At 72.4% G+C, this 25,722-nt stretch carries 22 protein-coding genes, 3 pseudogenes and 1 riboswitch; of the genes and pseudogenes, 17 read left to right on the plus strand and 8 right to left on the minus strand.

Translation table 11 applies throughout. The features are described from left to right. Window positions 1–180: 180 nt before the first annotated feature. Window positions 181–807 (minus strand): CGNR zinc finger domain-containing protein, encoded by a 627-nt coding sequence (locus ABD207_RS27390; RefSeq protein WP_344015869.1) that lies wholly within the window; start codon window positions 805–807, stop codon window positions 181–183. A gap of 21 nt (window positions 808–828) precedes the next feature. Between ABD207_RS27390 and ABD207_RS27395 the strand changes: the two genes are divergently transcribed. Together ABD207_RS27395 and ABD207_RS27400 are read left to right on the plus strand one after the other, a co-directional pair. After that, window positions 829–1,302 (plus strand): VOC family protein, encoded by a 474-nt coding sequence (locus tag ABD207_RS27395; protein WP_344015870.1) that lies wholly within the window; start codon window positions 829–831, stop codon window positions 1,300–1,302. Between the two features lie 237 nt (window positions 1,303–1,539). Next, on the plus strand, window positions 1,540–2,490 hold the full coding sequence (locus ABD207_RS27400; protein WP_344015871.1) for a M28 family metallopeptidase: 951 nt from the start codon (window positions 1,540–1,542) through the stop codon (window positions 2,488–2,490). 94 nt (window positions 2,491–2,584) lie between these two features. Here the strand turns inward: ABD207_RS27400 and ABD207_RS32215 are convergent, their stop codons facing one another. Beyond that, a complete protein-coding gene (locus ABD207_RS32215; RefSeq protein ID WP_425580836.1) occupies window positions 2,585–3,331 on the minus strand; it encodes a hypothetical protein in 747 nt (248 codons plus the stop codon). Between the two features lie 1,213 nt (window positions 3,332–4,544). Here ABD207_RS32215 and ABD207_RS27410 point away from each other — a divergent pair. From ABD207_RS27410 to ABD207_RS27420, 3 genes and pseudogenes are all read left to right on the plus strand, one after another. Continuing rightward, entirely contained in the window at window positions 4,545–5,069 is a 525-nt protein-coding gene (locus ABD207_RS27410) for a DUF6668 family protein (protein WP_344015874.1), read from the plus strand. A gap of 84 nt (window positions 5,070–5,153) precedes the next feature. After that, window positions 5,154–5,255 (plus strand): annotated as a pseudogene (locus ABD207_RS27415) (hypothetical protein); the annotation flags it as partial. 64 nt (window positions 5,256–5,319) lie between these two features. Then, window positions 5,320–5,580, plus strand: a pseudogene (locus ABD207_RS27420) (flavodoxin); the annotation flags it as partial. Window positions 5,581–5,624: 44 nt separating this feature from the next. On the opposite strand, the gene ABD207_RS27425 reads toward ABD207_RS27420, so the two are convergent. The 3 genes from ABD207_RS27425 to ABD207_RS27435 are packed head-to-tail and all read right to left on the minus strand — an operon-like array spanning window position 5,625 to window position 8,684. Further along, window positions 5,625–6,497: an ABC transporter permease gene (locus ABD207_RS27425; protein WP_344015875.1), complete on the minus strand. Its 873-nt coding sequence runs from the start codon at window positions 6,495–6,497 to the stop codon at window positions 5,625–5,627. Continuing rightward, complete coding sequence (locus ABD207_RS27430; protein WP_344015876.1) at window positions 6,484–7,467, minus strand: ABC transporter ATP-binding protein; 984 nt, start codon at window positions 7,465–7,467, stop codon at window positions 6,484–6,486. The genes ABD207_RS27425 and ABD207_RS27430 overlap by 14 nt, the downstream gene beginning before the upstream one ends. A 35-nt stretch (window positions 7,468–7,502) precedes the next feature. Beyond that, window positions 7,503–8,684 carry a LolA family protein gene (locus tag ABD207_RS27435; protein ID WP_344015877.1) on the minus strand — a complete coding sequence of 394 codons (1,182 nt, stop codon included), beginning with the start codon at window positions 8,682–8,684 and terminating at the stop codon, window positions 7,503–7,505. Between the two features lie 724 nt (window positions 8,685–9,408). Here ABD207_RS27435 and ABD207_RS27440 point away from each other — a divergent pair. The 8 genes from ABD207_RS27440 to ABD207_RS27475 all read left to right on the plus strand — a co-directional run bounded on the left by ABD207_RS27440 (window position 9,409) and on the right by ABD207_RS27475 (window position 17,906). After that, window positions 9,409–10,017: a helix-turn-helix domain-containing protein gene (locus ABD207_RS27440; protein WP_344015878.1), complete on the plus strand. Its 609-nt coding sequence runs from the start codon at window positions 9,409–9,411 to the stop codon at window positions 10,015–10,017. Between the two features lie 104 nt (window positions 10,018–10,121). Then, a complete protein-coding gene (locus tag ABD207_RS27445; protein ID WP_344015879.1) occupies window positions 10,122–11,423 on the plus strand; it encodes an MFS transporter in 1,302 nt (433 codons plus the stop codon). 12 nt (window positions 11,424–11,435) lie between these two features. Beyond that, window positions 11,436–12,791 carry an FAD-dependent oxidoreductase gene (locus ABD207_RS27450; RefSeq protein ID WP_344015880.1) on the plus strand — a complete coding sequence of 452 codons (1,356 nt, stop codon included), beginning with the start codon at window positions 11,436–11,438 and terminating at the stop codon, window positions 12,789–12,791. Further along, complete coding sequence (locus tag ABD207_RS27455; RefSeq protein ID WP_344015881.1) at window positions 12,788–13,978, plus strand: CaiB/BaiF CoA transferase family protein; 1,191 nt, start codon at window positions 12,788–12,790, stop codon at window positions 13,976–13,978. The genes ABD207_RS27450 and ABD207_RS27455 overlap by 4 nt, the downstream gene beginning before the upstream one ends. Then, window positions 13,975–14,760 (plus strand): enoyl-CoA hydratase-related protein, encoded by a 786-nt coding sequence (locus ABD207_RS27460; protein ID WP_344015882.1) that lies wholly within the window; start codon window positions 13,975–13,977, stop codon window positions 14,758–14,760. The genes ABD207_RS27455 and ABD207_RS27460 overlap by 4 nt, the downstream gene beginning before the upstream one ends. Window positions 14,761–14,774: 14 nt before the next feature. Then, window positions 14,775–15,668: a dihydrodipicolinate synthase family protein gene (locus ABD207_RS27465; RefSeq protein WP_344015883.1), complete on the plus strand. Its 894-nt coding sequence runs from the start codon at window positions 14,775–14,777 to the stop codon at window positions 15,666–15,668. Then, window positions 15,668–16,441 carry an SDR family oxidoreductase gene (locus ABD207_RS27470; protein ID WP_344015884.1) on the plus strand — a complete coding sequence of 258 codons (774 nt, stop codon included), beginning with the start codon at window positions 15,668–15,670 and terminating at the stop codon, window positions 16,439–16,441. Before ABD207_RS27465 ends, ABD207_RS27470 begins: the two co-directional genes overlap by 1 nt. Window positions 16,442–16,469: 28 nt before the next feature. Beyond that, window positions 16,470–17,906, plus strand: coding sequence for an aldehyde dehydrogenase family protein (locus ABD207_RS27475; protein ID WP_344015885.1), 1,437 nt, complete (start codon window positions 16,470–16,472; stop codon window positions 17,904–17,906). 1 nt (window position 17,907) lies between these two features. Here ABD207_RS27475 and ABD207_RS27480 read toward each other — a convergent pair. Continuing rightward, window positions 17,908–18,189, minus strand: a pseudogene (locus ABD207_RS27480) (IS5/IS1182 family transposase); the annotation flags it as partial. A 458-nt stretch (window positions 18,190–18,647) separates the two neighbouring features. Continuing rightward, a complete protein-coding gene (locus ABD207_RS27485) occupies window positions 18,648–19,658 on the minus strand; it encodes a polyprenyl synthetase family protein (protein WP_344015886.1) in 1,011 nt (336 codons plus the stop codon). A 621-nt stretch (window positions 19,659–20,279) separates the two neighbouring features. After that, window positions 20,280–20,446: riboswitch (cyclic di-AMP (ydaO/yuaA leader) on the plus strand. A gap of 4 nt (window positions 20,447–20,450) precedes the next feature. Here ABD207_RS27485 and ABD207_RS27490 point away from each other — a divergent pair. Beyond that, window positions 20,451–20,936, plus strand: coding sequence for a transglycosylase SLT domain-containing protein (locus ABD207_RS27490; protein ID WP_344015888.1), 486 nt, complete (start codon window positions 20,451–20,453; stop codon window positions 20,934–20,936). A gap of 79 nt (window positions 20,937–21,015) precedes the next feature. On the opposite strand, the gene ABD207_RS27495 is transcribed toward ABD207_RS27490, so the two are convergent. Next, on the minus strand, window positions 21,016–21,915 hold the full coding sequence (locus ABD207_RS27495; protein WP_344015889.1) for an HAD family hydrolase: 900 nt from the start codon (window positions 21,913–21,915) through the stop codon (window positions 21,016–21,018). Window positions 21,916–22,081: 166 nt separating this feature from the next. On the opposite strand from ABD207_RS27495, the gene ABD207_RS27500 reads away from it, so the two are divergent. The 3 genes from ABD207_RS27500 to ABD207_RS27510 all read left to right on the plus strand — a co-directional run bounded on the left by ABD207_RS27500 (window position 22,082) and on the right by ABD207_RS27510 (window position 25,403). Then, entirely contained in the window at window positions 22,082–23,176 is a 1,095-nt protein-coding gene (locus ABD207_RS27500) for a GNAT family N-acetyltransferase (protein WP_344015890.1), read from the plus strand. Between the two features lie 29 nt (window positions 23,177–23,205). Continuing rightward, window positions 23,206–24,540, plus strand: a complete 1,335-nt coding sequence (locus ABD207_RS27505; protein WP_425580838.1) for a glycosyltransferase family 2 protein — start codon at window positions 23,206–23,208, stop codon at window positions 24,538–24,540. Between the two features lie 107 nt (window positions 24,541–24,647). Next, entirely contained in the window at window positions 24,648–25,403 is a 756-nt protein-coding gene (locus tag ABD207_RS27510) for a polysaccharide deacetylase family protein (protein ID WP_344015893.1), read from the plus strand. Window positions 25,404–25,722 lie beyond the last annotated feature (319 nt).

The raw sequence follows: 25,722 nt of genomic DNA on the forward strand, positions 1-25,722 counted from the left end.
ACGCGGCACCCGAGCCGCCGACGCCGACCTCGGCTGAGCCCGACACCGAGCGCCCTCGACGCCACCGACGGCCGCGACCGGGGCCGTCCTCCCGGCGGAGGACGCCGCCGCACCGCCAGCCGCACCTGCGCGGAACCGACCGGCGTGCCCGGCCGGGCCCTGACCCCGCAGGTGCCCGGACTACGCCCCCTCCCCCGGCGCGCGACGCGCCCGGTGGGCGCGGACCTTGGCGCGGTTGCCGCAGTGCTCCATCGCGCACCAGCGGCGGCGCCCAGGGCGGGAGGTGTCGACGAACAGCAGGCGGCAGTCGTGGGCGCCGCATTCGCGAATGCGGTTCGCATAGGGCCCGCTGAAGAGGTCGATCGCATCGCGGGCGACGGTCGACAGCAGCTGGGTCCCGGTGGCGCCCGGGGCCCAGGAGCGGGAGCCGTCCGCCCCCAGGCGGGAGACCAGCGGCGGCTCGGCCGCGGCGGCATTGATCAGATCCAGGTGCTCGCGCCGGAGCGGGCGCCCGTGCGCCCGGTCGGCGGTGAGCAGGAACAGGGCGTTGCGCAGGGCGCGGGCCCGTGCCAGTTGGTCCTCGTCGACGGTGAGGTCGAGACCGTCCGCGAGGCGGCTGTGCCCCGCCCAGGTGACCAGGTCGGCGGGGGTGTGCAGCACCTCGAAGCGGGCGAAGACGCCCGGGCCGCCGGTGGGCAGCAGCTCCAGGCACAGGGCGCCCGGGTCGAAACGGTAGGGCGTCCCCTCGTGCGACATCAGGGTGAGACCCGGACCGTCCTTCCGTCTGTCCATTGCACCGCCGCTCATGTAACCAATATAAGTGGTTACATGACGCAGACACCGGCACCGTCCGCTCCCGTGCACTGGAAAGTGGTCATCGACGCGGGCGACCCGCACGCACAGGCCGACTTCTGGGCCGCCGCCCTCGGTTACGTGGTGGAGGACAACAGCGCCCTGATCGGGAAGCTGCTCGCCGCCGGCGCCGTGCCTGAAGAGGCCGTCGTCGAGCACCACGGCCGCCATGCGTTCCGGGACCTGGTCGCGGTACGGCAACCGGACGACCCCGTCGACGAGAACAGCGGTACCGGGCTCGGACGGCGCCTGCTGTTCCAGCGGGTCCCGGAGCCGAAGACGGTCAAGAACCGCCTCCACCTCGATCTGCACCCCGGCGAGGGGCGCCGCGAGGCGGAGGTCGCACGGCTCGAGGAGCTGGGCGCGAGCGTGCAGCGGCAGGTGCGGGAGCCCAGCGGGGCCTGGACCGTGATGCTGGATCCGGAGGGCAACGAGTTCTGCGTGCACTGACACCCTTCCGATAACCGACCCCCTTCCGACGGCCGACCCCCTTCCGACGACCGACCCCCTCCCGGCAACCGACGCTCTTCCGGCAATCGACACCCTTCCGATATGCGTGAAGCGCTGTCCTGATAGCGCTCTTGACGGAGTGTCAGTTGGCCTCGACCATCCAGGCACCCACTTCACAGTGGCGTGCCTGTGGGCACCCCAACCCACGGGCCTCCCCAAGGAACTCGGAGTCCCCCCATGAAACTCTCCGTTTCCACCCGTGCGGCCACGGCCGGTGCCGTCGCGATGGTCACCCTCCTGGCAGGCGGCACCCTCGCCGACGCGGCGGCGACCACTCCCCCTCGCCGCGCCGCCGCACCCGACATCCCCGTCACCAACGTCAAGGCGCATCTGAGCCAGCTGCAGTCCATAGCCACTGCCAACGGCGGCAACCGCGCCCACGGCCGCCCCGGCTACAAGGCCTCCCTCGACTACGTGAAGGCCAAGCTGGACGCGGCCGGATTCACCACCACCGTCCAGCAGTTCACCAGCTCCGGCCGCACCGGCTACAACCTCATCGCCGACTGGCCCGGCGGCGACCCCGACCAGGTCCTGATGGCGGGCGCACACCTCGACGGCGTCTCCTCAGGGCCCGCCGTCAACGACAACGGCTCCGGTTCGGCCGCCGTGCTGGAGACCGCGCTCGCCGTGGCACGAGCCCAGTACCGGCCCACCAAGCACCTGCGGTTCGCCTGGTGGGGTGCCGAGGAACTCGGCCTGGTCGGCTCCCGCTCCTACGTGAGCCGTCTGACCACCGGCGACCGCAACCGCATCGACGGCTACCTCAACTTCGACATGATCGGCTCGCCGAACCCCGGGTACTTCGTCTACGACGACGATCCCGCGATCGAGAAGACCTTCAAGGACTACTTCGCCGGCATCGGCGTCCCCACCGAGCCCGACACCGAGGGCGACGGACGCTCCGACCACGCCTCGTTCAAGAACGCGGGCGTGCCGGTCGGCGGACTGTTCACCGGGGCGGGCCGCCTCAAGTCGGCCGCGCAGGCGGCGAAGTGGGGCGGCACGGCGGGCAGGTCCTTCGACCGCTGCTACCACTCGTCCTGCGACACCACCGCCAACATCGACGACACCACCCTGGACCGCAACAGCGACGCGGTCGCCCACGCGGTGTGGGAGCTGTCGGCGTAGCACTTCGTGCGTTACGTGCGTTACGTGCGTTACGTGCGTTACGTGCGTTACGTGCGTTACGTGCGTTACGTGCGTTAGGCGCCTTCAGTCCCTGTCAGTCTCTGCCGGCGCGTTCGCTCAGCCGTCCCATCCGGGCGCGGGCGGACTCCAGCTCCTCGATCTCGTCGGCGGCCGGGCCGCCCTCGGCGGCGAGTTCCGTCCACAGGGCGATCAGCTCCTCGCCCAGCTCCAGGCCGTGCCGGGGGTCGCGCACCGCCCGCCAGGCGGTGGCGGCACTGCGGACGTTGCCGTAGGCGGCCTCCGTGTCGCCGGTACGGCGGCAGATCCCGGCGAGATCGAGGGAGAGCCGGAAGGCCCGCACCGGCTCGCCCGCCAAGTAGGCGATGTAGGCGGTCAGTTCGCCCAGCCGGAGCACCTCCGGGTGCTCCGGCCCCAGCTCGGCCGAGGCATCGGTCATGGTCTGCTCGGCCAGGCGCGCCGCCTCGTCGATCCGGCCCTCCCGCACCGCGTCGTTGATCCGCCCCATGGGCTCGGCGAGCCGTGCCTCGTCCGGCACGGCGAGCGGTTCGTCACCGAGCACCGCCTCGGCCACGGCGTCGAACCCACGCGGCGGCGTCGGCTTCGGGTCGGGCCCGAGGTCCTCCGGCTCCTCACGCGGTCCGGCCTCGGGCGCCGGGGCCGGGGCCGGGGCCGGGTGAGGCTTCGCATCCATGGCCGGGGGCGGCCCGAAGGCACCCGTCGGCGGCACGACCGTACCGGGCGGCACGGCGTCCTCCGGCTGCGCCAGGGCACGCAGCCGGAAGGTGGGCGCGGAGTCACTCGGCACGTGGGGTTCGGGCACGACCCGGAGCGGGAAGGTCGGGGCGGAGTCACGTACGGGCACCTCCCCGGCGGGGGCTGACACGGAATCAGTGTTTGCTTCAGGTGCGGCGCCTGATTCGGATGCGGCACCCGTTCCGGCGGCCGCGCGCGGCTCGGGAGCGGGGGATGGCTCAGGAGCGGGGGGTGGAGTCTGCGCAGAGGGCTGTGCCTGCGCAGGAGGCTGCGGCGGCACCGAGGGCTGGGGCGGTGCCTGCGGCGAAGTCGATGCCGGAGTCGGGCCCGATACCGGAGGCGCAGTGGCGGCAGAAGGCGCGCCCGCCGCTGCAGGCGGAGCCGCAGCCGACGGCGAAGCCGCATCCGAGGAGCGAGGCGCCGCCGGAGCAGAACCCGCAGCCAGAGACGAAGCTGCGGCCGAGGACGGCGAAGGCGGAGCCGTCGCCGCGTTCGGATCAGTCGCCGGACTCGGGGCGGTCACCGGGTGCGGGTTGGTCACTGGACGCGGGTCGGCCGCCGGACTCGGATTGGTCGCCGGGCTCGGGTTGGTCACCGGACTCGCGGTGCTCGCCGGACGCGGGGTGTGCGACGGACGCGGGGTGTGCGACGGAGGCGGCTCCGGGACGTGGCGGAGCAGGTGGGTGGACATGTCGCGCCCGCCACCCGGCGGCGGAGGCGCGGCGGGCGCAGCGGGCGCGGGGGATGCCGCCGCCGCGGCGGCTCCCATCCGCAGCGGCTCGCCCACCAGGTGGCTGGAGCCGTCCGGCTCGACCCGGAGCGGGACCACATAGCCGATGCGCTCGTCATGGACGGTGGCGAGGACCGGGTGACCCGAGGCGATGGCGATGCGGTGCAGACGGTCCAGCACCGCCTGCTGGATCTCCTCGCCGGCCCCGGCGACCACCGGCACCCCGCCGACCGAGGCACCGGCCGGGGCGCCGCTCGGCGCACCAGGCGTACCGGCGCCCGTACCCGACACGGGCAGAGGAACATGTACGTCTATCGGCACCGTCCCGGGGTCCGCCGCGTGGACGGCCTCCGCCTGTTCCCGCTTCTTCTCGCGGCTGAGTCGAGCCATCGTCCCCTCATTCGGGTCGTACACCTGTCTTCGAGTGTGTCCGCTCGCTCGCGTTTCTCACGTCACTGCGATGTCACAGGCTCGTCCCAACGCCCGTCCGCCCCCGACCCGGGTGCGGGGCGGTGGCATGAGGATCGGAGGACGAGGCAGGAGAGGAGGCATGGGGAGAGACATGCAGCAGGGACCGGAGATCTGGCTCCGCGGTCCGGTGGCGACGCCGGAACCGGCGGCACGGGACGCGGGCGGCCCGCCGCGGCCCGCGCCCGCCCGGGCGAGCGGCCGGGTCTTCTCCTGGGTGGGCACGCACGGCGGCGCCGGCGTCTCCACCCTCGCCGCGGTCCACGGCGGTCACGACAGCGGGCGGTCCTGGCCCGGCCCCGGCGATCCGCAGTCGGTGCTGCTCGTCGCGCGCACGCACGCGACGGGCCTGGACTCGGTGACGGCGGCCCTGGAGCTGTTCCGGCTCGGGCAGGTCCCGCAGGGGCTCGACCTCGACGCCGTGGTGCTGGTGGCGGACGCGCCGGGACGGCTGCCGAAGCCGCTCGCCCAGCGGATCCGGCTGATCGAGAACGTGATCGACGTGTACCGCGTGCCATGGGTGCCCGAATGGCGGCTGGGCGATCTCAGCGGCCGCCCGCCCCGCGAGTCGGAGAACCTCGCCCGCCTCACGGGAGCCCTGCGCTGAGCAGAGCAGAGCAGAGCTGAGCCGCTTCCCTCGGCCGTGGAGATCGCCGCCGCCGTCCGTGCCCGCACCCTCCGCGCCACCGAGGTGATCGCGCAGGCCCTGGAACGCATCGAGCGCACGGACCGTGAGCTGTGCGCGTTCGTCGAGGTGTGGCGCGAGGAGGCACTGCGCCGAGCCGACGAGGTGGACGCAGGAGTACGGGCCGGTGAGCGGCTGCCGCCGGCCGGGGTGCCGATCGCGGTGAAGGGCCGGCACGGACTGCAAGGCGACCATGGCGGGCCGCACCCTGTGGGGCGTCGCCGCGCACGCCGACGAGGAGCCCTCGGTCGCCGACCCGCTGATCGGCACCCTCAACAACTCCGCCGCCTACATGGGCATGCGCTTCGGCGGCGTGCTCCTCGGCAACGGCAGCAAGCCGGGCGACGTCCTCAACGACAGCGAGGCGCTGGCCCGGGCCAAGACCTTCTTCTCCCGGGAGGCACCCCTGGCCCGCTTCCCGCACGAGAAGTGAGCGCCGCGATGTGAGGCCGCGACGCAAGGGACGTAAGGCAAGCGCTACGAGGTGATGTCCTTCGCCGTGAACCTCGCCCACGCCGCCGAGCCGAACACCGCCGCGTAGAGGGCCTGGAGGCCGAGGTTCCTGGTCAGGTCCTCCCAGTAGACCGGCTCGCGCATGAGGTCGGCGAAGGACAGCCAGTAGTGGGAGAAGAAGTAGGGGTGCAGGGCGTGCAGCTGGGGGATGTGGTCGAGGATCTGCACGGTGATCAGCAGCCCGGCCGTCGTCGCCATGGCGGCGATGCCGCTGTTGGTGAGGGTGGACACGAACAGGCCGAGCGCGGCCACCCCGACCAGTGACGCGGCGACGACCAGGGCGATCAGCAGCGCCCTGACCAGCCCTTCGGCGAAGCTGATGCGGGTGCCGGAGATGGTGGTGAGGTCGCCGAGCGGGAACAGCAGCGCGCCCACCGTCAGCGCCGACACCGCGACGGCGAGGGTGGCGACCAGACAGAACGCCATGACGGTCGCGTACTTGGTGAGCAGCAGGCGGGTGCGGCCCGCCGGGGCGACCAGCAGATAGCGGAGCGTGCCGGCGTTCGCCTCCCCCGCGATGGCGTCACCGGCGACGACCGCGACGGCCATCGGCAGGAAGAAGGGCAGCGTCGCGGCCAGCGCGGCGAACACCAGGAACAGCCCGTTGTTGGTGACCTGGGAGATGAAGGCGGGCCCCTCGCCGCCGCCCCCGCCCGCCGGTGCGCCGTCACCGGTCTCGATCCTCACCGCGACGCCGATCAGCACCGGGACCGCCACCAGCACCCCGAGCAGGGCCAGGGTGCGCCAGCGCCGCAGAGTGGTCAGCAGCTCGCTGCGGAACAGACCGAAGGTCCACAGCCACCGCACGCCGGATGCAGCCGCCTCAGCCCGCGACATCGAAACCCTCCCCGGTCAGGGCGACGAACGCGTCCTCCAGCGAGGCCCGTTCGACGCCGAAGCCGCGCACCCGCACCGACGCCCGCACCAGCGCGGCGTTGAGGTCGGCGAGGTCCCGCTCCTCGGGCGTCTCGCCGGTCACCCGTTCCTCCTCGGCCACGACATCGCCCACGCCCTGCTCCTTGAGCACCCGCGCGGCCTCCGCCACGTCCGGCGTGAGAACCACCAGCCGCCCCCGCGCCCCGGCCGCCAGCTCGGCCACCGGGCCCTGGGTGACCAGCCGGCCCTGCGCCATCACGGCGGCATGCGTGCACACCTGCTCGATCTCGTCGAGCAGGTGCGACGAGAGGAAGACCGTCGTGCCGTCCGAGGCCAACTCCCTGATCAGGGAACGGATCTCCCGCATTCCCTGCGGGTCGAGCCCGTTGGTCGGCTCGTCCAGGACCAGCAGCCGGCGCGGCCGGAGCAGCGCCGCGGCGAGCCCCAGCCGCTGTTTCATGCCGAGCGAGTACGCCCTCGCCTTCTTCCCGGCGGCGGCCGTCAGCCCCACCCGCTCCAGGGCTTCCGCCACCCGGGCGCGCCGGGTGCGGGGGTCGGAAGTGGGGTCGGCGGCGTCGTAGCGGAGCAGGTTGTCCCGGCCGGACAGGAACCCGTACAGGGCCGGGCCCTCGATCAGCGCACCGACCTCGGGCAGCACGGAGCGCACCGCACGGGGCATGGGCCGGCCCAGCACCCGGACCGTGCCCGAGGTGGGCTCGATCAGGCCCATCAGCATCCGGATGGTGGTGGTCTTCCCGGAGCCGTTGGGCCCGAGGAAGCCGAAGACACTGCCGGCCGGCACCGTCAGATTCAGTCCGTCGACGGCGAGTTGCCCTCCGCGGTAGCGCTTGGTGAGGGAGCGCGTGACGATGACACCGTCACCCTCCCCGGCCGCGTTCGGCTCCGGCTCGTTGACGGACGTCTCGCCCATCGGCTCCCTCGCTCCCCGGACGGCTTCCGCGAACCCTACTTCGCTTCCTCGGCAGCCTTCACCAGGGCTTCCTTGGTGACGGCGCCCGCGTAGACCGTGCCGTCCTCGGTGACCAGTGCGTTGACCAGGCGGGTGCTGAACACCGTGCCGGTGCCGAAGTCTCCCTTGACCTGGTCGCCGAGCGAGTCGAGGAAGCCGCCGGTGGGCAGGCCCTCGCCGCCGGTGTCGAAGGTGGCGATGGTGGTCCAGCCCTCGCCGAGCGTCTTCATGCCGTCGAGTCCCTTGGCGAGGTCCTTCTCCGGCTCGTGCTCGGGCTTGCCGCCCTTGTCCAGGTCGCCCTCCTCGGTCACCTTGGCGCCCTTGGGCGGGGTGAAGCCGAAGGTGGAGGCGGCCGGCTTGTCGAAGCTGACCTTGGTGAAGCCGACGTCCACGACGGCGGCACCGCCGGCGGCCGGGGTGAGCGTGAACTTCAGCGGCATGCCGGTCTTGTGGTCGACGGCGATGCTGATGGCGCCGACCGTGGAGCCGGACTGCCTGGGCTTGATGACGAGCTTGTAGGCGTCACGGCCGGCCACCTGGGCGGTGCCGTCGACCTTGACGGAGGTGGTGTCGTCGACCGACTTCAGCGCCTCCTCGGCGAAGTCCTTGGGAGTGGCCGGGGGCTGCTCCTCCTTGGCCTTGCCGGCGGGCTCGTCGACGGTGCCGTGGTAGACCTCGTTGGACTTGCTGTCGTAGCCCCAGACGTCCTTGCCGTTGTGGATGAGGCTGTACTCGGCGGCGTCCTCCAGCAGGGACAGCTTCTGCCGGTCGGGGCCGTCGGTGGCGACGCGCAGGGTGTGCGTGCCGGAGGCGAGTTCGGTGAGCTTGGTGGAGGGGTCGGCGGAGGAGCCGTCCTCCTCACCCTGATTCATCGCGCCGGAGGCGAGGCTGCTCTCCAGGCCGCCGAGGTCGGGCAGGCCGAGGTCGGTGGTGATCTTCACGGTGCCGGACAGCTGCTCGACGTCCGACTTGGCGATCTTCTCCATCAGCTGGGCTGCGGTGATCTCCGGGAGGTCGGGGTCGCCGGAGTCGGCGAGTGCGGGGACGAGGCCGATGGTCGCGGCCGCCACGCCCATCACCGTGACGGGGACGACGTAGCGGGCGGCCCTGCGGCGGGCCCGGCTCGGCTCGTCGGCCTCCCTTGCGGTGGTGTTGCCGTCGGTGTCGTGCGGTGCCATGTGTGTGGTACCTCCGTGGTCGGCGGCGGGCTCGGCCTGAGCCGCCATTCTCACTCGTTACCGGTGAGAAGGGGTGATGTCCGTCGCTGTCCATCTGACCAAACGGCACCCCCGGATACGTCAGCCCGCGGGCTCAACTCCACGTACTGCTCCGGTATGACAAACCCCCGTGCTTCCCTCCGCCGACCAGTAGGGGACACCGACCGAGCTCTCCACCCGGCCAAGCTTCATCTCACCCGGCGCGGGGGCCGGCCACGGGTTACTTCTCACTCCCCGGCGTTGGGGGACCGCTGCCCCCTTGCACTGGGGTCAGGCGCGGTTCATGGGGCGGCCTCCTGCGCGGCCGCGTGCTGGTGATGACGCCGGGCCCGTGGGCCGGATCCTGGCTCACGGCCGGCGATGGGGGCCGGCGCTGTACCTCCCCACCCACCGGGACCGGTGACTGGTGTTCCCCTGCAGGGGTTCAAGGCGACGGTGCTGTGCGGCTGGTGCTCACGGGCCGCAGGGGTCGGCCCGTGCCCGGGAGCCGGTGGTCGATGGCGTGCGAGGCGACCGCCGCCCGCAGCGGCGCCGCAGGTCGGCGTCTGACGACCCTGGAGCACCAGCTCTTCGTGCCGGGCGCCTGCCCGGCTTCAAAGAGATGAACCTCAGGGGGTTGTGTTCATCATGGTGAAGGTCTTCAATATGCCGCAGGACAAACGCTGCTCAGGGAGAGGCGAAGACCGTGCACGACACCGACGCACCGATGCCGGACGACCGGCCGGACCTCGATGTGATGGTCGCCACGGTCGGCCTGCAGATCAAGGCCTTGCGCAAGCAGGCGGATCTGACCTTGGACGAGCTCAGCCGCCGCTCCGGCGTCAGCACCGGACTGATCAGCCAGATCGAGCGGGGGAAGGGCAATCCTTCCTTCGCCAGCCTGGTGCAGATCGCTCACGGTCTGGACGTGCCGATCGGGCGGCTGCTGCACCTCGCGGAGCAGGTCAGCCCGGTGGTCCGTGCCCACGAGCGCCGCAGCCTGGACTTCCACGGTGCGGACTCGGCTAACGGCGACCGGTACGAACTGCTCACTCCCTCTCTCAACGGCGCTCTGGAGGTCCTCTGGGTGGTCACCCAGCCGGGCCACGACACCAGCGCCACCGCGTTCTGTCACAACGGCGAGGAGTTCGGCATCGTGCTCTCCGGTGTGAAGGACGTCTATCTCGACGGCGTCCGTCACCGGCTCGAGGCGGGTGACTCCATCACCTACTCCTCCAGCATTCCGCACTGGTACGTCAATCCTGGTGACGAGCCCGCCACCTCGATCTGGGTGGTCACTCCGCCCAGCTGGTAGGCACAGGCCTCGCACCGCCCCGTCCCCAACGCCCCGGCCTCGGGCCCGGGCGCCGGTTCCGCACGGCCTCGTTCCGTGCGCCTCCCTAAGACGAGGTGCCCCACATGGCATCACTCACCGAGAGAAGCCCTGCCACCACCAGAAAGTCCCTCTCGCACCGCCGCGCCCTGCTGGCCCTCGGCGGCGGCAACGCCGTCGAGTGGTACGACTGGATGGTCTACGGGCTACTGGCCTCCTACATCGGCCCGCTCTACTTCCCGTCGGGCAGTTCCGTCACCGAAACCATGTCCGCGCTGGCCGTCTTCGCGGTCGGCTTCGCCGCCCGGCCGCTCGGCGCGATCATCTTCGGCACCCTGGCCGACCGCATAGGCCGACGCGCCGTCATGCTCTTCTCCATCGGCTCGATGGTGCTCAGCACCATGATCATAGCACTGCTGCCCAGCCATGCGGTCATCGGCGTCTGGGCCGGCGTCATCCTGCTGGCCTGCCGCATCCTGCAGGGACTCTCCACGGGCATCGAGGCCCCGCTCAACTCCGCGTACATCGTGGAACTGGCACCCGAGGGCAGGACCGCCCGGTACGGCGGCATTATCAGCACCTACGTGCAGGCCGGCATCGTCAGCGCCTCGCTGGTCTGCTTCCTGACCACCTCGGTGGTCGCCCCTGACGCCATGGCCTCCTGGGGCTGGCGCATCCCGTTCGTGGTCGGCGCCGTCGGCGGCCTGGTCTTCCTCTGGCTGCGCCGCACCCTGCCGGAGACCCTGCACACCACGGGCGAGAAGCAGGCCGAGCCGGCCCGGGTGGGCCGGGTCTGGGCCGAGGTCTGGCAGCACCGGCTGGCGCTCCTGGCGATCGTCTTCGTCGTGGCCGGCGCCCAGGCGCTCCAGTACACCTGGACCACCGGACTGCCCAACCTGGCCCGTTCCGCCTACCACGAGAACCCGGACACCGTCTTCCTGGTCTCCACCCTCTCCGGGATCTGCGTCGCCGCGCTCTACCCGCTCGTCGGCCGGCTCGCCGACCGCAAGCGGATCTCGCGCACCTTCATCGCCTCCCGGCTCGCCGTGGTGCCACTGATCTTCGTCGTGCTCGCCTACCAGCAGCCCGGCATGGCGACGTTCACCGTGGTGATGCTGGTCGGCGCCCCGGTGCTCGCCTTCACCATGGGCCTGTACAACACCGTCGCCGCCACCCTGATGCCGACCAGCTGCCGGGTCACCGGCGTCGGCCTCGGCTACGCGATCGGCGTGGCCGGTTTCGGCGGCACCGCCCCCTACCTCCTGCTGTGGCTCCAGGACCTCGGCGCCGGCTGGGCGTTCCCCGTCTACGGCGCGGTCCTCTGTCTGCTCAGCGTCCTGCTCTATGTGCTCGTCTTCCGCCGCGGCGCCGTCCGCGTCGGAAGCTGAAAGGGAAGTCAGATGTCACAGACCGTCTCTCTCGACGCCGTCGAGGCCCCCGTGGTCCAGCGGTCCGACGTGATCGTGGTCGGCGGCGGACCGGCCGGGGTCAGCGCGGCCGTGGCCGCCGCCCGCACCGGCGCCAGCGTGACCCTGCTGGAGCGCTACGCGGCTCTTGGCGGCCTGGCTTCCGGCGGCATGGTCCTGGTCCTCGACGACATGATCAACGGGAACGAGATCACCGTCACCGGTATCGTCGACGAGTACGTCGAGCGGATGGCCAAGCTCGGCCTCGCCGTCTACCCGCCGGCCGAGGACCGTTACTCCTCGCCCGAGATGTGGGCCAAGTGGGGCCGCTGGGGCGCCTTCGACTTCCACTCCCACACCAACCCCAAGCCGATCTGCTACGCCGTCGCCTTCGATCCCGACGGCTGGAAGCGGGTGTCCAACGACCTGGTCCGCGAGAACGGGATCAATCTGCGGCTGCACAGCTGGTTCTCCCGGCCCGTGGTCCAGGACGGCGCGGTGAAGGGCGTGGTCTGCGAGACCAAGTCCGGTCCGCAGGCGGTGATGGGCGATGTGGTGATCGACACCACCGGCGACATCGACGTGGCCTCCCGGGCCGGCGCCCCGTACACCCAGGACAGCTACCTGGTCACCCTGGTCTTCCGGCTCGGCGGGGTGGACACCGCGGCCGCCGAGCGCTTCGAGCAGGAGAACCCGCGTGAGGCCCGGGCCATCAACCGCAAGATCAAGCGGATGCTGGGCGGCGCCTGGGAGCTGTGGTGGCTCAAGACGCCCATTCCCGGCGTGGTCTGGTGCAACTGCCCGCACATGACCGGCTTCGACGGCACCGACCCGGTCTCGCTCACCGAGGCCGAGTTCGAGGCCCGGGCCCGGATCGGCGCCGTCCTCGACCACATCAAGGCCGAGCTGCCCGGCTTCGGCAACGCCTACCTGCTCGACGTCGCCGAGCAGATGGGCGTCCGGCAGACCCGGCTGCTGCAGGGCGAGTACGTGGTCACCAAGGACGACGTCACCTCCCGCCGCCACTTCGCCGACAGCGTCGCCCGCGGCCGCGACTACTACACCCCGTACCGCGCGCTGCTGCCGCGCGGTGTCGATCAGCTGCTGGTCGCCGGCCGGCACTACTCGGCCACCCCCGAGGCGCAGCGGATGTCCCGCGAGATCCCTCCCTGCATGGCCATGGGCCAGGCGGCCGGCATCGCCGCCGCCACCGCGGTGGAGCAGGGTGTGCTGGTCCGGGACGTCGACCCGGCCGTCATCCAGCGCCGGATGCGCGAGCAGGGCGCCGACCCCGGTGACGTCCCCTCGGAGAACGCGACCGTCGACCAGCCCGAGGAGGCCGTGGCATGACCACCGCCCCGCAGCCGCTGAGCGGTGTCACCGTCATCGACTTCACCCAGGTCTTCATGGGCCCGTCCTGCACCCAGATGCTGGGCGACTACGGCGCCGACGTGATCAAGGTGGAGCGGCCCGGCACCGGCGACATCTCCCGCACCTCGATCCCGGACCCGGCCGGCCTGGACAACCCCATCTTCCTGTCGATCAACCGCAACAAGCGGAGCATCGCCATCGACACCCGCACCGAGGAGGGGCGGCAGGTCATCCACGAACTGGTGCGCTCCGCCGACGTCGTGGTGAGCAACTTCCGCACCGGCGTGATGGAGCGGCTCGGCCTCGGCTACGAGGCGCTGCGCGCCATCAACCCCAAAATCATCTGGGCCTCCGGTACCGGCTTCGGCACCGAGGGCCCGTACGCCCACAAGGGCGGGCAGGACGCCATCGCCCAGGCGTACAGCGGAGTGATGTGGCGCCGGGTCTCCGATGACGACCCCGTCACCCTCTACCCGACCACGCTCTGCGACTACACCACCGGAATGCACCTGTTCCAGGGCATCCTGCTGGCCCTGCTGCACCGCGACCGCACCGGCGAGGGGCAGAAGGTCGAGGTGTCGATGTACGACTCGATGCTCCACATGCAGATGCAGGAGGCATGCCAGCAGCTCAACCGCGGCTCCGAGATCAACTGGGCCGCGATGCCGCTCACCGGGGTGTTCCCCACCACCGACGGCGCACTGATCATGGTCGGCGGCTTCAAGAGCAACGCGCTGCACCACATCAGCCGCGCCCTGGAACTCGACGAGGACCTGAGCGAGCGCCCCGAGTTCGCCACCCTGGACCTGCAGTTCGCGCACCGGCCCGAGCTGCAGCGGATCTTCGCCGAGGCGGTGGCCCGCAACACCACCGACTACTGGGTCAAGCGGCTCGAGGACGAGGACATCCTCTGCGCCCCGGTGCGCAGTCTGGAGCAGACCCTCGACGACGAGCAGACCGCGGTCAACAAGATGATCGTCGAGATGGACCACCCGGTCGCCGGCCGCATCCGCGCCCTCAACGCGCCGCTCCACCTCTCCGCCACCCCCGCCGAGGTCCGCCGGGTCCCGCCGCGGCTCGGCGAGCACGGCGCAGAGGTGCTCGGTGAACTCGGCTACACCGCCGAGCAGATCGACCTGCTCCGCGAGAAGGGGGTGCTGCAATGACCGACGAGGTCCGCTACGTACGGGACGGGCACATCGCCCGGGTCACCATCGACCGCCCCGCCGTGCTCAACGCGGTGGACGCCAAGACCAACGCCCGGCTCAACGAGATCTGGGCCGACATCGAGGCCGACCCCGATGTGCGGGCGGTCGTCGTCACCGGCGCCGGAGAGCGGTCGTTCTGCGTGGGCGCCGACATGTCCGCCGACGCGGTGGACAAGACCGGCCTGGAGTACTGGGCCGGCCTGGACCCCAACGGCTTCGGCGGGCTGAGCCTGCGCACCACCCTGGACGTCCCGGTGATCGCCCGGGTCAACGGCTACGCGCTGGGCGGCGGCATGGAGATGGTCCTCGGCTGCGACATCGTCGTTGCCGCCGACCACGCCCAGTTCGGCCTCACCGAGCCCCGGGTCGGCCGGATCCCGCTGGACGGCGGCGTCTTCCAGCTGGTCCGCCGGCTGCCGCACACCCAGGCCATGGCGCTGCTGCTCACCGGCCGCCGCGCCTCCGCGGCCGAGCTGCACCGCATGGGCCTGGTCAACGAGGTGGTCCCCGCACAGCAGCTGGACGAGGCCGTCGACCGCTGGGTCGCCGACATCCTCGCCTGCGCCCCCACCTCACTGCGCGCCATCAAGCAGATGGTCCAGCACGGGGACGGGCTGTCACCGCAGGACGCCCACAAGCTGCGCACCCCGGCGCTGATGGCAGCGCTGGACAGCGAGGACGCCAAGGAGGGCCTGCTCGCCTTCCAGCAGAAGCGGCCACCGGTCTGGCCCGGACGATGAGGGGGAGCTCACCGATGCCCGAACAACTCGCCCCCGGAGTGTGGGGTGTGGTCGCCACGCCCTTCCTCGGATCCGCCTTCGAGGTGGACGAGCCCAGCCTGGCCCGGCTGGTGGAGCACTACGAGCGGATCGGCACCACCGGTCTGACCGTGCTCGGAGTCTTCGGCGAGGCCGCCCGGCTCTCCGCCGAGGAACGCCGCACCGTGCTGGAGACGGTGGCCGACACCGTCGACCTGCCGCTGGTCGTCGGGGTCACCGCACTCGCCACCGCACCGGTGCTGGAGGAGGCCCGGCTCGTCCGCGAGGTGGTCGGGGACCGCCTCGCCGGACTGATGGTGCAGGTCAACTCGCCCGATCCGCAGGTGGTCGCCGCCCACCTCAACGCGGTCCACGAGGCCACCGGCGCCGGGATCGTCGTCCAGGACTACCCGGAGACCAGCCGGGTGGCCATCCGCACCGCCGACTTGGTCCGCGCCGTCCGCCAGGTCCCCTCGGCGGTGGCGGTGAAGGCCGAGGCGCCGCCCACCCCGGCGGCCATCGCCAGGCTCACCGCCGAACTGGACGTCCCGGTATTCGGCGGCCTGGGCGGCCTGGGCCTGCTCGACGAGCTGGCGGCCGGCGCCGCCGGGGCGATGACCGGCTTCTCCTGCCCCGAGGGCCTGATCGCCTGCGTCCAGGCCTGGCGGAACGGCGGCCACGACGCGGCCCGGGAGGCCTACCTGCCGTATCTGCCGCTGGTCAACTTCGAGGCACAGGCCGGGATCGGGCTGGCACTGCGCAAGGAGGCCATCCGGCGCCGTGGCCTGATCATGGAGTCGGGGGTGCGACCACCAGCAGCGCAGCTGCCCGAGGCCCTGGTCCCGCAGCTGGAACGGCACCTCGCCGCGCTGCCCGAGGAGGTGCGCTGATGGACCTCGGCATCCGCGGCCGGGTCGCCGTGGTCGCCGCCTCCACCGGCGGTCTGGGCCGGGCGGTGGCCGAAGCGCTGGCCGCCGAAGGCGCCTTGGTCGTGGTAGCCGGGCGGCGCGGCCACCTCGCCCAACAGATCGCCGCCGGACTGCCGGACGCGGTCGGCGTCCAGGTCGACCTCACCGTCCCGGACGGACCGCAGGCGCTGGTCGAGGCGGCCCGCGAGGCCTACGGCGATCCGGACATCCTGGTCCTCAACGGACCCGGCCCCCGGCCCGGCACCGCCGCCGGCCTGGACACCGGCGACCTCGCCGCGGCCGTGGACTCGCTGCTGCTGGCCCAGCAACGGCTGGTGGCGCTGACCCTGCCGTCCATGCGACGGCGCGGCTGGGGCCGCATCCTGGCCGTCGGCTCCAGCGGGATCGCCGAACCGCTGCCCGGGCTGGTCCTGTCCAACGCCGGACGGGCCGCCCTCGCCGCGTACCTGAAGACCCTCGCTGCGGAGGTGGCGGCCGACGGAGTCACCGTCAACCTGTTGCTGCCCGGCCGGATCGCCACCGATCGGGTGGCGGCGCTGGACGCCGCGCGGGCCGAACGCGAACAGCGCCCCGTCGCCGAGGTCGAGGCCGCCTCCCAGGCTGCGATCCCCGCCGGACGGTACGGCACCCCCGCCGAGTTCGGTGCGGCAGCCGCCTTCCTCTGCAGCGCCCCCGCCTCATACATCACCGGGACCGCGCTGCGCTGCGACGGCGGCCTGGTCCGCGGCCTGTGAACTCCCGACTTCCCAAGGAACCAAAGCCATGAGCACTGTGCAGATCCCCAACCTCATCGCCGGCGAGGAGGCCGTCGGCGACGGCTTCGAGCGGTACAACCCGGCGGACCCGGCCGAACTGGTCGCCGTGGCCCCGGCCTCCGGCGCCGAGGCCGTCGACGCGGCCGTGACGGCCGCCGCCGAGGCCCAGCCGGGATGGGCGGCGCTGCCCGCCCCGGCGCGCGGCGCGATCCTGCTGGACGCTGCCGAGATCCTGCGCGGCCACCACGAGGAGGCCGCCCGCGACCTGGTCCGGGAGGAGGGCAAGACGCTGACGGAGGCCCGCGGCGAGGTCCGGCGGGCCATCGACGTACTGCGCTTCTTCGGCTCCGAGGGCTGGCGGATCGGCGGGCAGGTGCTGCCCAGCTCGTTGCCGGACACCATGGTCCACACCCGCCGGGAGCCGGTCGGCGTCGTGGGGCTGATCACGCCGTGGAACTTCCCGATCGCCATCCCCGCCTGGAAACTGGCGCCCGCGCTGATCGGCGGCAACACGGTGGTGCTCAAGCCCGCAGAGCTCACCCCGCTCTCCGCCCGCCACCTCACCGAGGCCCTGGTCCAGGCCGGGCTGCCCGCCGGGGTGCTCAACGTGGTGCACGGCTCCGGCGCGGTGGTCGGTGAGGCCCTGGTCCGCGACCCCCGGGTGGCGGCGGTCTCCTTCACCGGCTCCACCCAGGTCGGCATGCGCATCGAGCGCGCGGTGCAGGAGCGCCGCGGCCGGGTGCAGGTGGAGATGGGCGGCAAGAACGCTCTGGTGGTACTGGACGACGCCGACGTCGAACAGGCCGCGCGGATCGCCGCGGCGGGCGGCTTCGGCCTCACCGGCCAGGCCTGCACCGCCTCCTCCCGGGTGATCTGCACCCCCGGCGTGCACGACGACTTCGTCGCCGCGCTCGCCAAGGAGGCGGCCCGCTACCGCCCCGGCAACGGCCTGGCCGACGGCACCCTGATGGGCCCGGTGGTGAGCGAGCAGCAGCTCGCCACGATCACCGCCGCCATCGATCAGGCCACGGCCGAGGGCGCGACCGTCGCCGCGGGCGGCGAGGCCCCCAAGGGGCTGATGCTCGCCCCGACCGTGCTCTCCGGCCTGAGCCAGGAGAACACGGCGGCCCGCGAGGAGATCTTCGGCCCGGTGGTCGCGGTACTGTCCGCGGCGGACCTGGACGACGCGATCAACCTGGTCAACGACTCCCGCTACGGCCTGGCCGCGGGAATCTGCACCCGCAGCCTGGCCGCCGCCCAGCGCTTCGCCGCGGCCGTCCGCGTGGGCGTGGTCAAGGTCAACCGCCCGACCACCGGCCTGGACCTCAACGTCCCGTTCGGCGGCGTCGGCGACTCCTCCAGCAACACCTTCCGCGAGCAGGGTGCGGTCGCGGTGGACTTCTACACCTGGTCAAAGTCGGTCTACCTCGGCTGGGAGGGCTAGGTTCTGTCTCTTTGGGCCAGCGTCGGGCCCGGATGAGGATGCCGGCGAGGTGGAGTGCGGCCTGGTGGGCGATGGCAGGCTTGCCGGTTCGTGCGGCCGGGCCGCGCCACTGCGTGAGCCGGTTGATGCACCGCTCGACGGTGTTCCGCTGCTTGCAGGCCTCGCGGTCGAAGCCGGGCGGTCGGCCGCCTTGGCGGCCTCGCCGCGGGCGGTGGCCGATCTGGCCGGACGGCTGCGGGACGACCGCCCGGATTCCCCGGCGCCGGAAGTGGCTGCGGATGGCGCAGTCCACACCGAACGCAGAAGGCCCTCACCTGTTCAGGCACCCGGTCCGTGTGTCACCAACGTCCCGGGACAGCACACCTGGGCGGCACGACTGCCCGCAGTGACGCGGCCGCAGGTGCCCGCGGTCGGGCGGGCGCGGTTGCCCGCAGCGAGGCGGTAGCCGCGCACGGCGCCCAGCAGGGCACCGGCGGTGGGCGGCCGCGGACCCGCGCGGCGGGGAGGGGTCGGGGTGGTGGTGTCCGCCCGCAGCGGCCGGCGCGTCCGCACCAGTGCCCAAAAGGCGACTGATTCCGCGCCAGACCGAGGACGGATACCACCACCCCGGCCCCGACTCACCCATTCAGCGTGGCGCTGCGCGCACCCTCACCGGGGCCGCGGTTGCGCCGCAGGCATGGCCACGGGGCCCCACCGGCCCGCAGGCAGGGAGAAAGCGCACCCCACCGGGAATCCCGGGAGTCAGCCGGCGCGGTGGACGACCGCGTCGCAGAGTTGCTCGAGGGCTGCCTTGGCGTCACATTCCTGGAGGGGGGCCAGGGCGGCCCGCGCCTCCTCGGCGAAGCGGACCGTGTCGCGGCGGGCCTGCTCCAGCGCCGGGTGCGCCCGCAGCAGACGCAGCGCCTCGGCGTGCCGCGCGTCATCCGTGAGGTCGGAGTCCAGCAGTTCGCACAGCGCCAGATCCTCCGCCAGCCCCAGCCGTGCCGCCCGCTCCCGCAGCCGCAGCACCGGCAGCGTGGCGATGCCCTCCCGCAGATCCGTCCCCGGCGTCTTCCCCGACTCGTGCGAGTCCGAGGCGATGTCCAGCACATCGTCCGCCAGCTGGAAGGCGACCCCCAGCCGCTCGCCGTACTGGGTCAGGACGTCCACCACCGTCTCGTCGGCACCGGACATCATCGCCCCGAACCGGCAGGACACGGCCACCAGCGACCCGGTCTTGCCGCCGAGGACGTCCAGGTAGTGGTCGACGGGGTCCCGCCCGTCCTGCGGCCCGGCCGTCTCCAGGATCTGCCCGGTGACCAGCCGCTCGAACGCCTCGGCCTGCACCCGCACCGCCTCCGGCCCGAGGTCGGCCAGAATGTGCGAGGCCCGCGCGAAGAGGAAGTCGCCGGTGAGCACCGCGACGGAGTTGCCCCACCGCGTGTTCGCGCTGGCAACGCCGCGCCGCACGGCCGCCTCGTCCATCACGTCGTCGTGGTACAGCGTCGCGAGGTGAGTGAGTTCCACCACAACCGCCGACGGCACGACCCCCGGTGCGTACGGGTCACCGAACTGTGCGGAAAGCATCACCAGCAGTGGCCGGAATCGCTTGCCCCCGGCCCGCACCAGATGCTGCGCGGCCTCTGTGATGAAGGGCACCTCGCTCTTGGTGGCCTCGAGCAGCCCTTCCTCGACAGCCGTCAATCCGGCCTGGACATCGGCTTCGAGAGCCTGGTCCCGCACGCTCAGCCCGAACGGCCCGACGACGGTCACGAGGGGTCTCCTGTCTGCTGGTGTCTACTGCCGATTACACGGTTTGTCGATAGGTCGCTGTCGCCACTCAAGTCAGCGTATCCGGTCACGTTTCGATCACCACCAGCGCCCGGGGTTACCCGCCGGGGCCGACCGGATCACACCACCGCATTCCTGATGGTTTGATCACAACACGTCTCGCGGAGCATCACGCAGCATCACGGAGCATCACCGAGCACCCCATTCCACCGTGTCGGGCCCCCACGAGCCCCCTGCCGAGCACTCCACCTCGCGCCACCGAGCACCTCACATCGCCACATCCACCATCCTGCCCGCCTCGGTGCCCGATTTGCCGCAATTACCAGGCGAATTCCTCTTGACGAAATATGCTCCCACCCCCCTCCCTCAGTGAAGTGCCTCACGCCCGGAACCTCACCACCCCCGCACCCGTCCGCACCCCTTTTCCCCATCCCTGCACCGGAGTTGACCCTTGGCGGCAGCAAAGAATCAAGTACACAAATCACCCCAGGACAAGATCAAACGACCACTTCTGTGATGACCGCACTTGTTCCCGGCATGTGCTCTCGCATACGTTCCCGGCCTGCCGGGCGGACGCCGAATCCTGCCGCCGCCCGCACCACCGATCGTCGATCACTCACGCACGGCAGGAGCGGGGGACCCAGGTAAGTCGCCGGGCCGGGCATCCGTCCGGAACGGCTAGGGGTGAAGCCATGCCCGAAGGGGCACGGCCGGGCACTCTCCCAGCCCGAACCCGACAGCTCACCTCGCAGGCGTAGGAGAGGACACACGAACATGCCTGCAACCGGTATGACCCGCCGCTTCCGCGGCCGCCGTCTCGCCCGTACCCTCGCCGTCGCCGGCACCGGCGCCGCCGTGGTCGCCCTGCCGCTCATCGGCGCCACCAGCGCCTCCGCGGCTCCGGCCGCGGCCCCGGCCGCCGCCACCTCGACGGCGTACCCGAACAACCTCGACGGCTGGATCCGCGAGGCGCTGTCGATCATGCAGCAGCACGGCATCCCGGGCTCCTACGACGGCATCTACCGCAACATCATGCGCGAGTCGTCCGGCAACCCGAACGCCATCAACAACTGGGACTCCAACGCCGCCAAGGGCACCCCGTCCAAGGGCCTGCTGCAGGTCATCGACCCGACCTTCGCGGCCTACCACGTGCCGGGCACCGCCTTCGACCCGTTCGACCCGGTCGCGAACATCGTGGCGGCCTGCAACTACGCCGCCGACCGCTACGGCTCCATCGACAACGTCTTCGGCGCGTACTGAGCCGAGTGGCCCACCCCCGGAGGGCTCGGGACGGCTTTGGGGAGCCGCCGGCCGCCCACCGGGACCCTGCTGAGATTCCCTACTGGGACGACAGAAGCGTGCTCTCGGCGGACGAGGACGCGAATCCGGAATCGCACCGGGGCGGCACCTGTTGGGGCAGGTGGCACCCGGTCTCCGGGAACAGACGCTCGAGGACGACGGCCACGCCGTCGTCCTCGTTCGTCGTGGTGACCTCGTCGGCCACCGCCTTCAGCTCCGGGTGCGCGTTGGCCATGGCGACGCCCCGGGCCGCCCAGTCGAACATGGGGATGTCGTTCGGCATGTCACCGAACGCCAGGGTCTGCTCCGGGCCCAGCCCGAGCCGCTCGGCCGCCAGTGCCAGCCCTGTCGCCTTCGTCACACCGCACGGCTGGAGCTCCACGGTCCCCGGCCCGGACATGGTCACCGTGGCGAGCGGGCCGACCACCGCACGCGCGGTCGCCGCCAACTCGTCGTCGGTCAGCTCGGGGTGGCGCAGCAGCACCTTGCTGATCGGCCGGGTCCACAGCGCGTCGCGCCGGTCGACCCGCACGGCGGGCAGCGTGGGGTGCGGCATCCGGTACCCCGGCTCGATCAGGGTCAGCCCGTCCACGCCGTCCTGGTCGACCGCCGCATAGACCTCCCCCACCTCGGCCTCGATCTTGCCCAGCGCGGTCTCCGCCAGTTCCCGGTCCAGGGTGACGGACCACACCATCCGGTCCGCGCCCGCGTCGTACACCTGCGCGCCCTGTCCGCACACCGCGAGCCCCGTGCAGCCGAGGGCCTCCAGCAGGGGCCGCACCCGGGGGGCCGGGCGGCCCGTCACCACGAGGTGCCGGGCACCGGCCCGCGCCACCCGCGCGAGCGCTGCGAGGGACCGGGCGGACAAGGTGTCGTCGCCGCGCAGCAGCGTCCCGTCCAGGTCGGTGGCGATGAGTGAATATGCGGTGGGTGCGGCCATGATCAGAGAATACGGACAACACGCCGGTGCTTCTCACCGCCGTCCGGTACGCCCGCGCCCCATGGCTTGTGCACCGATTGGCAACAAGATGGTCTGCTACCTACCGTCCATGCCCTCCCGGGCGGTACCTTCCAAGTGTCCAGGGGGGACTTGATCGGGGGGTCAGGTGAGCAGTGGACGTGTGCACGTACTGAGGCCGGAGGATCTCGGCGAGGGGGAGCGGCAACGCTGGCGGGAGCTGCGCGCGGCCGCCGAGGTACCGCGCAACCCGTTCATGGAACCGGAATTCACCGCCGCGGTGGGCCTGGTGCGGCCGGGCGCCCGGGTGGCGGTCCTGTACGAGGGGACCGAACCGGCCGGCTTCCTGCCGTTCGAGCGCGGGCCGCTCGGCCAGGGACGGGCCATCGGGCTCGGGGTGTCGGACTGCCAGGGCGCCATCCTGCGTCCGGGCCTGGTCCAGGACACCGCCGAACTGCTGCGGGCCTGCTCGGTGTCGACCTTCGCCTTCGACAACCTGGAGCCCGAGCAGCGGCTCTTCCTGCCGTACGCGGCCGAGGAGCACGCCACCTTCGTCATCGACGTGGAGAAGGGCTACGACACCTACGAGTCGGTGCTGCGCGCCCAGTCGCCGAAGTTCCTGAAGACCACGCTGGCCAAGGAGCGCAGGCTGGGCCGCCAGGTCGGGCCCGTGCGGTTCGTGTTCGACGAGCGCGACCCGGCGGTGCTGCGCACGCTGATGGAGTGGAAGTCGGCGCAGTACCGCAGGACGGGGCGGCGCGACCGGTTCGCCCAGGAGTGGATCACCCGGCTGGTCGGCCGGCTCGCCGAGACCCGCGCGCCCGAGTGCACGGGCACGCTGTCGGTCCTGTACGCCGACGGGCGGCCGGTGGCCGCGCACTTCGGGCTGCGCTCGGCGTCCGTGCTGTCCTGCTGGTTCCCGGCGTACGACCCGGCGTTCGCAAAGTACTCGCCGGGTCTGGTGCTGCATCTGCGGATGGCCGAGGCGGCGGCGGCCGAAGGCATCGGCCTGCTCGACATGGGGCGCGGCCCCGCCGAGTACAAGGACTCGCTGAAGACCGGAGAACTCGCCGTCTACGAGGGAGCGGCGCTGCGTCCGGGTGCGGGTGCCGCCCTGCACTGGCTGAGCCGCGAACCGGTGCGCCGCGCCCATGCGTTCGTCCGCGACCACCCGGGTGTGGCGTCGCTGGCCTCGCGGGCCCTGCGCGGCGCGGGACGGCTGCGCGGCGGCCGCCGACGGTGACGAGGGGGTCATGAGGAGGGGGAGGGTTCATGTCCCGTACATCGCGCACATCGTCGATGTCCCGTGCTTCGCGTACGCGGGAGGAGATCCGGAGGTTCCTGTCCACCGGGGCGGTGCAGGTCGCCGAGGTGGATCTGGGCGCGGGTGAACAGGCGGCGCTCCGGCCCGGGCCGGGCAGCCCGCCGGTCACCGCCGGCGAGGTGTTCGTGCTGGTCAGACGGGAGGGCGTGCCGGCCGGAACGTTCCTGGAGCGGGTGCCGGAGGGGGCCGATCCGCGGGCGGTGCTGACGTCGGCCGCGCGACGGGTGCTCGCCGGGTCCGGGGGTTTCCGGAGCGAGCCGGCCCCGCCCCGCGATGCCGCACCGCCGCACGCCTCGGTCGTGGTGGCGACCCGGGAGCGGGCCGGGCAGCTGGCCCGTGCGCTCGACTCGCTGCTCGCCCAGGACCACCCGCATTTCGAGATCGTGGTGGTCGACAACGCTCCCGTCACCGACGAGACAAAAGAATTGGTGCACCAAAAGTACGGGGAGCGCGTGCGCTATGTCCGCGAGCCGGTCCCGGGGCTCGCCGTCGCCCACAACGCGGGACTGGCCGTGGCCCGGGGCGAGGTGGTCGCCTTCACCGACGACGACGTCATCGCCGATCCCCGCTGGCTCACCGAACTCACCGTCCCCTTCGCCGCCGACCCGCGCCTGGGCTGCGTCACCGGCCTGATCCTGCCGGCCCGGCTGCGCACCCCGGCCCAGGTGCTGCTGGAGAGCCACGGCGGCTTCGCGAAGGGCTTCACGCCGACGACGTACGACCCCGCCGCCCCGCCCCGCGACGAGCCGCTGTTCCCGTTCACGGCGGGGCGTTTCGGCTCCGGGGCGAACATGGCGTTCCGCACCGGGGTGCTGCGCGCGGTCGGCGGCTTCGACCCGGCCACCGGAGCCGGCACGCCCGCACGCGGCGGCGACGACCTCTACGGCTTCGTCCGCGTCCTCGCCCACGGGCACCGGCTGCACTACACGCCGCGGGCGCTGGTGTGGCACCACCACCGGGAGACCTGGGCGGACCTGGAGACCCAGGCCTACGGCTACGGCGCCGGGCTGACCGCCTATCTCACCGCGATCCTGGTCAACCGGCCCGCGCTGCTGCCCGCCTTCCTCGCCCGGCTGCCGCGCGGCCTGGCGCACGCACGGGCGCTGACCGCCGTACGGGACACCGACGGCGGCGGGGCCGCTCCGGGGGGCCACGACAGCCGCAGCCATCCCTGGCCGCGGCGCCTGTCCCGGCTGCAGCGCCGGGGCATGCTCTACGGGCCCGCCGGCTATCTGCGCGCCCGGCAGGCCCTGCGGAAGACGGCCGCGAGGGGGCGGAGATGACGACGACACCGCGGGAGCCGGTGGCGGGCAGAGCGGGCGCGAGAGCCGGGAGCACGGCCGGGTCCGGCCCGGCGGCGGCCATCCCGGTGTTCCTCTATCACGCCGTGATGGACGATCCGCCGGACTGGATCGCCGAGTTCACGGTCTCGCCGAAGGAGTTCGCCGCGCACCTCGACGCCGTCGTGGACAGCGGCCGCACGCCCGTCACCATCGGCACCCTCGCCGCACACCTCGCCGGGCGGGGGCCGCTGCCGCCCCGGCCGGTGCTGCTGACCTTCGACGACGGGTTCGCCGATCTGCCGGGCCCCACCGCCGAGGCGCTGGCCGCACGCGGCCTGGCCGCCACCGCGTATCTCACCACCGGGGCGCTCACCCCGGGCGGGCGCTGTCTCCTGCCGCCCGCGCCGATGATGGCGCTGGCGCAGGCGGCGGAACTGGAGCGAGCCGGGATGGAGGTCGGCAGCCACACGGTCACCCACGCCCAGCTGGACACCCTGACCCGCCGGCAGCTGCGCGCCGAGCTGTACGACTCCAAGGCCGTGCTGGAGGACACCCTCGGTCATGCCGTACCGCATCTCGCCTACCCGCACGGCTACAACAGCCCGAGGGTGCGGGCGATGGCGGCCCAGGCGGGCTACGAGACGGCGACCGCCGTGCGGCATGCGCTCAGCTCGGAGCGGGACGAGCGCTACCGCATCGCCCGGTTGATCGTCCGCCGCACCCACACCGTGGACGATGTGCGCACCTGGCTCTCGGGCGGCGGGGCGCGCATCGCGCCGTACCGGGACGGGGTGAAGACCATCGGCTGGCGCTGGTACCGGCGGCTGCGGGCGGCCGTCCACGGGCCGGAGTTCGCGGGCTGACCCGGCCCCAACGCCGGTCCGGCCGGCCCCGCCGCGGTCGGGCCGGGGCACCGCCGGTCGGGCCGGCGGCGTTCGGGCTGTGCCTTGCGGGCGGCGCCATGTGGACTGGCGCCGTTCGGGCCGACGGCGCTCCGGTCGGCAGCGCGCGGCGCACCATTGGCAGCTGACCTGGCCGCCACGGTTGGCGGCGAGTCGAGCCCCAGGAGCAAGCGGTTGACGGCGCGCGGTCGACAGCGCGGCGCACCGTTGGCGGCGGGCCTGGCCGCCACGGTTGGGCGGCGGGTCGAGCCCCGGCAGCGAGCGGTTGACGGCGCGCGGT

The organism is Streptomyces thermospinosisporus (assembly GCF_039526425.1).
Classification (GTDB): Bacteria; Actinomycetota; Actinomycetes; order Streptomycetales; family Streptomycetaceae; genus Streptomyces; species Streptomyces thermocarboxydovorans.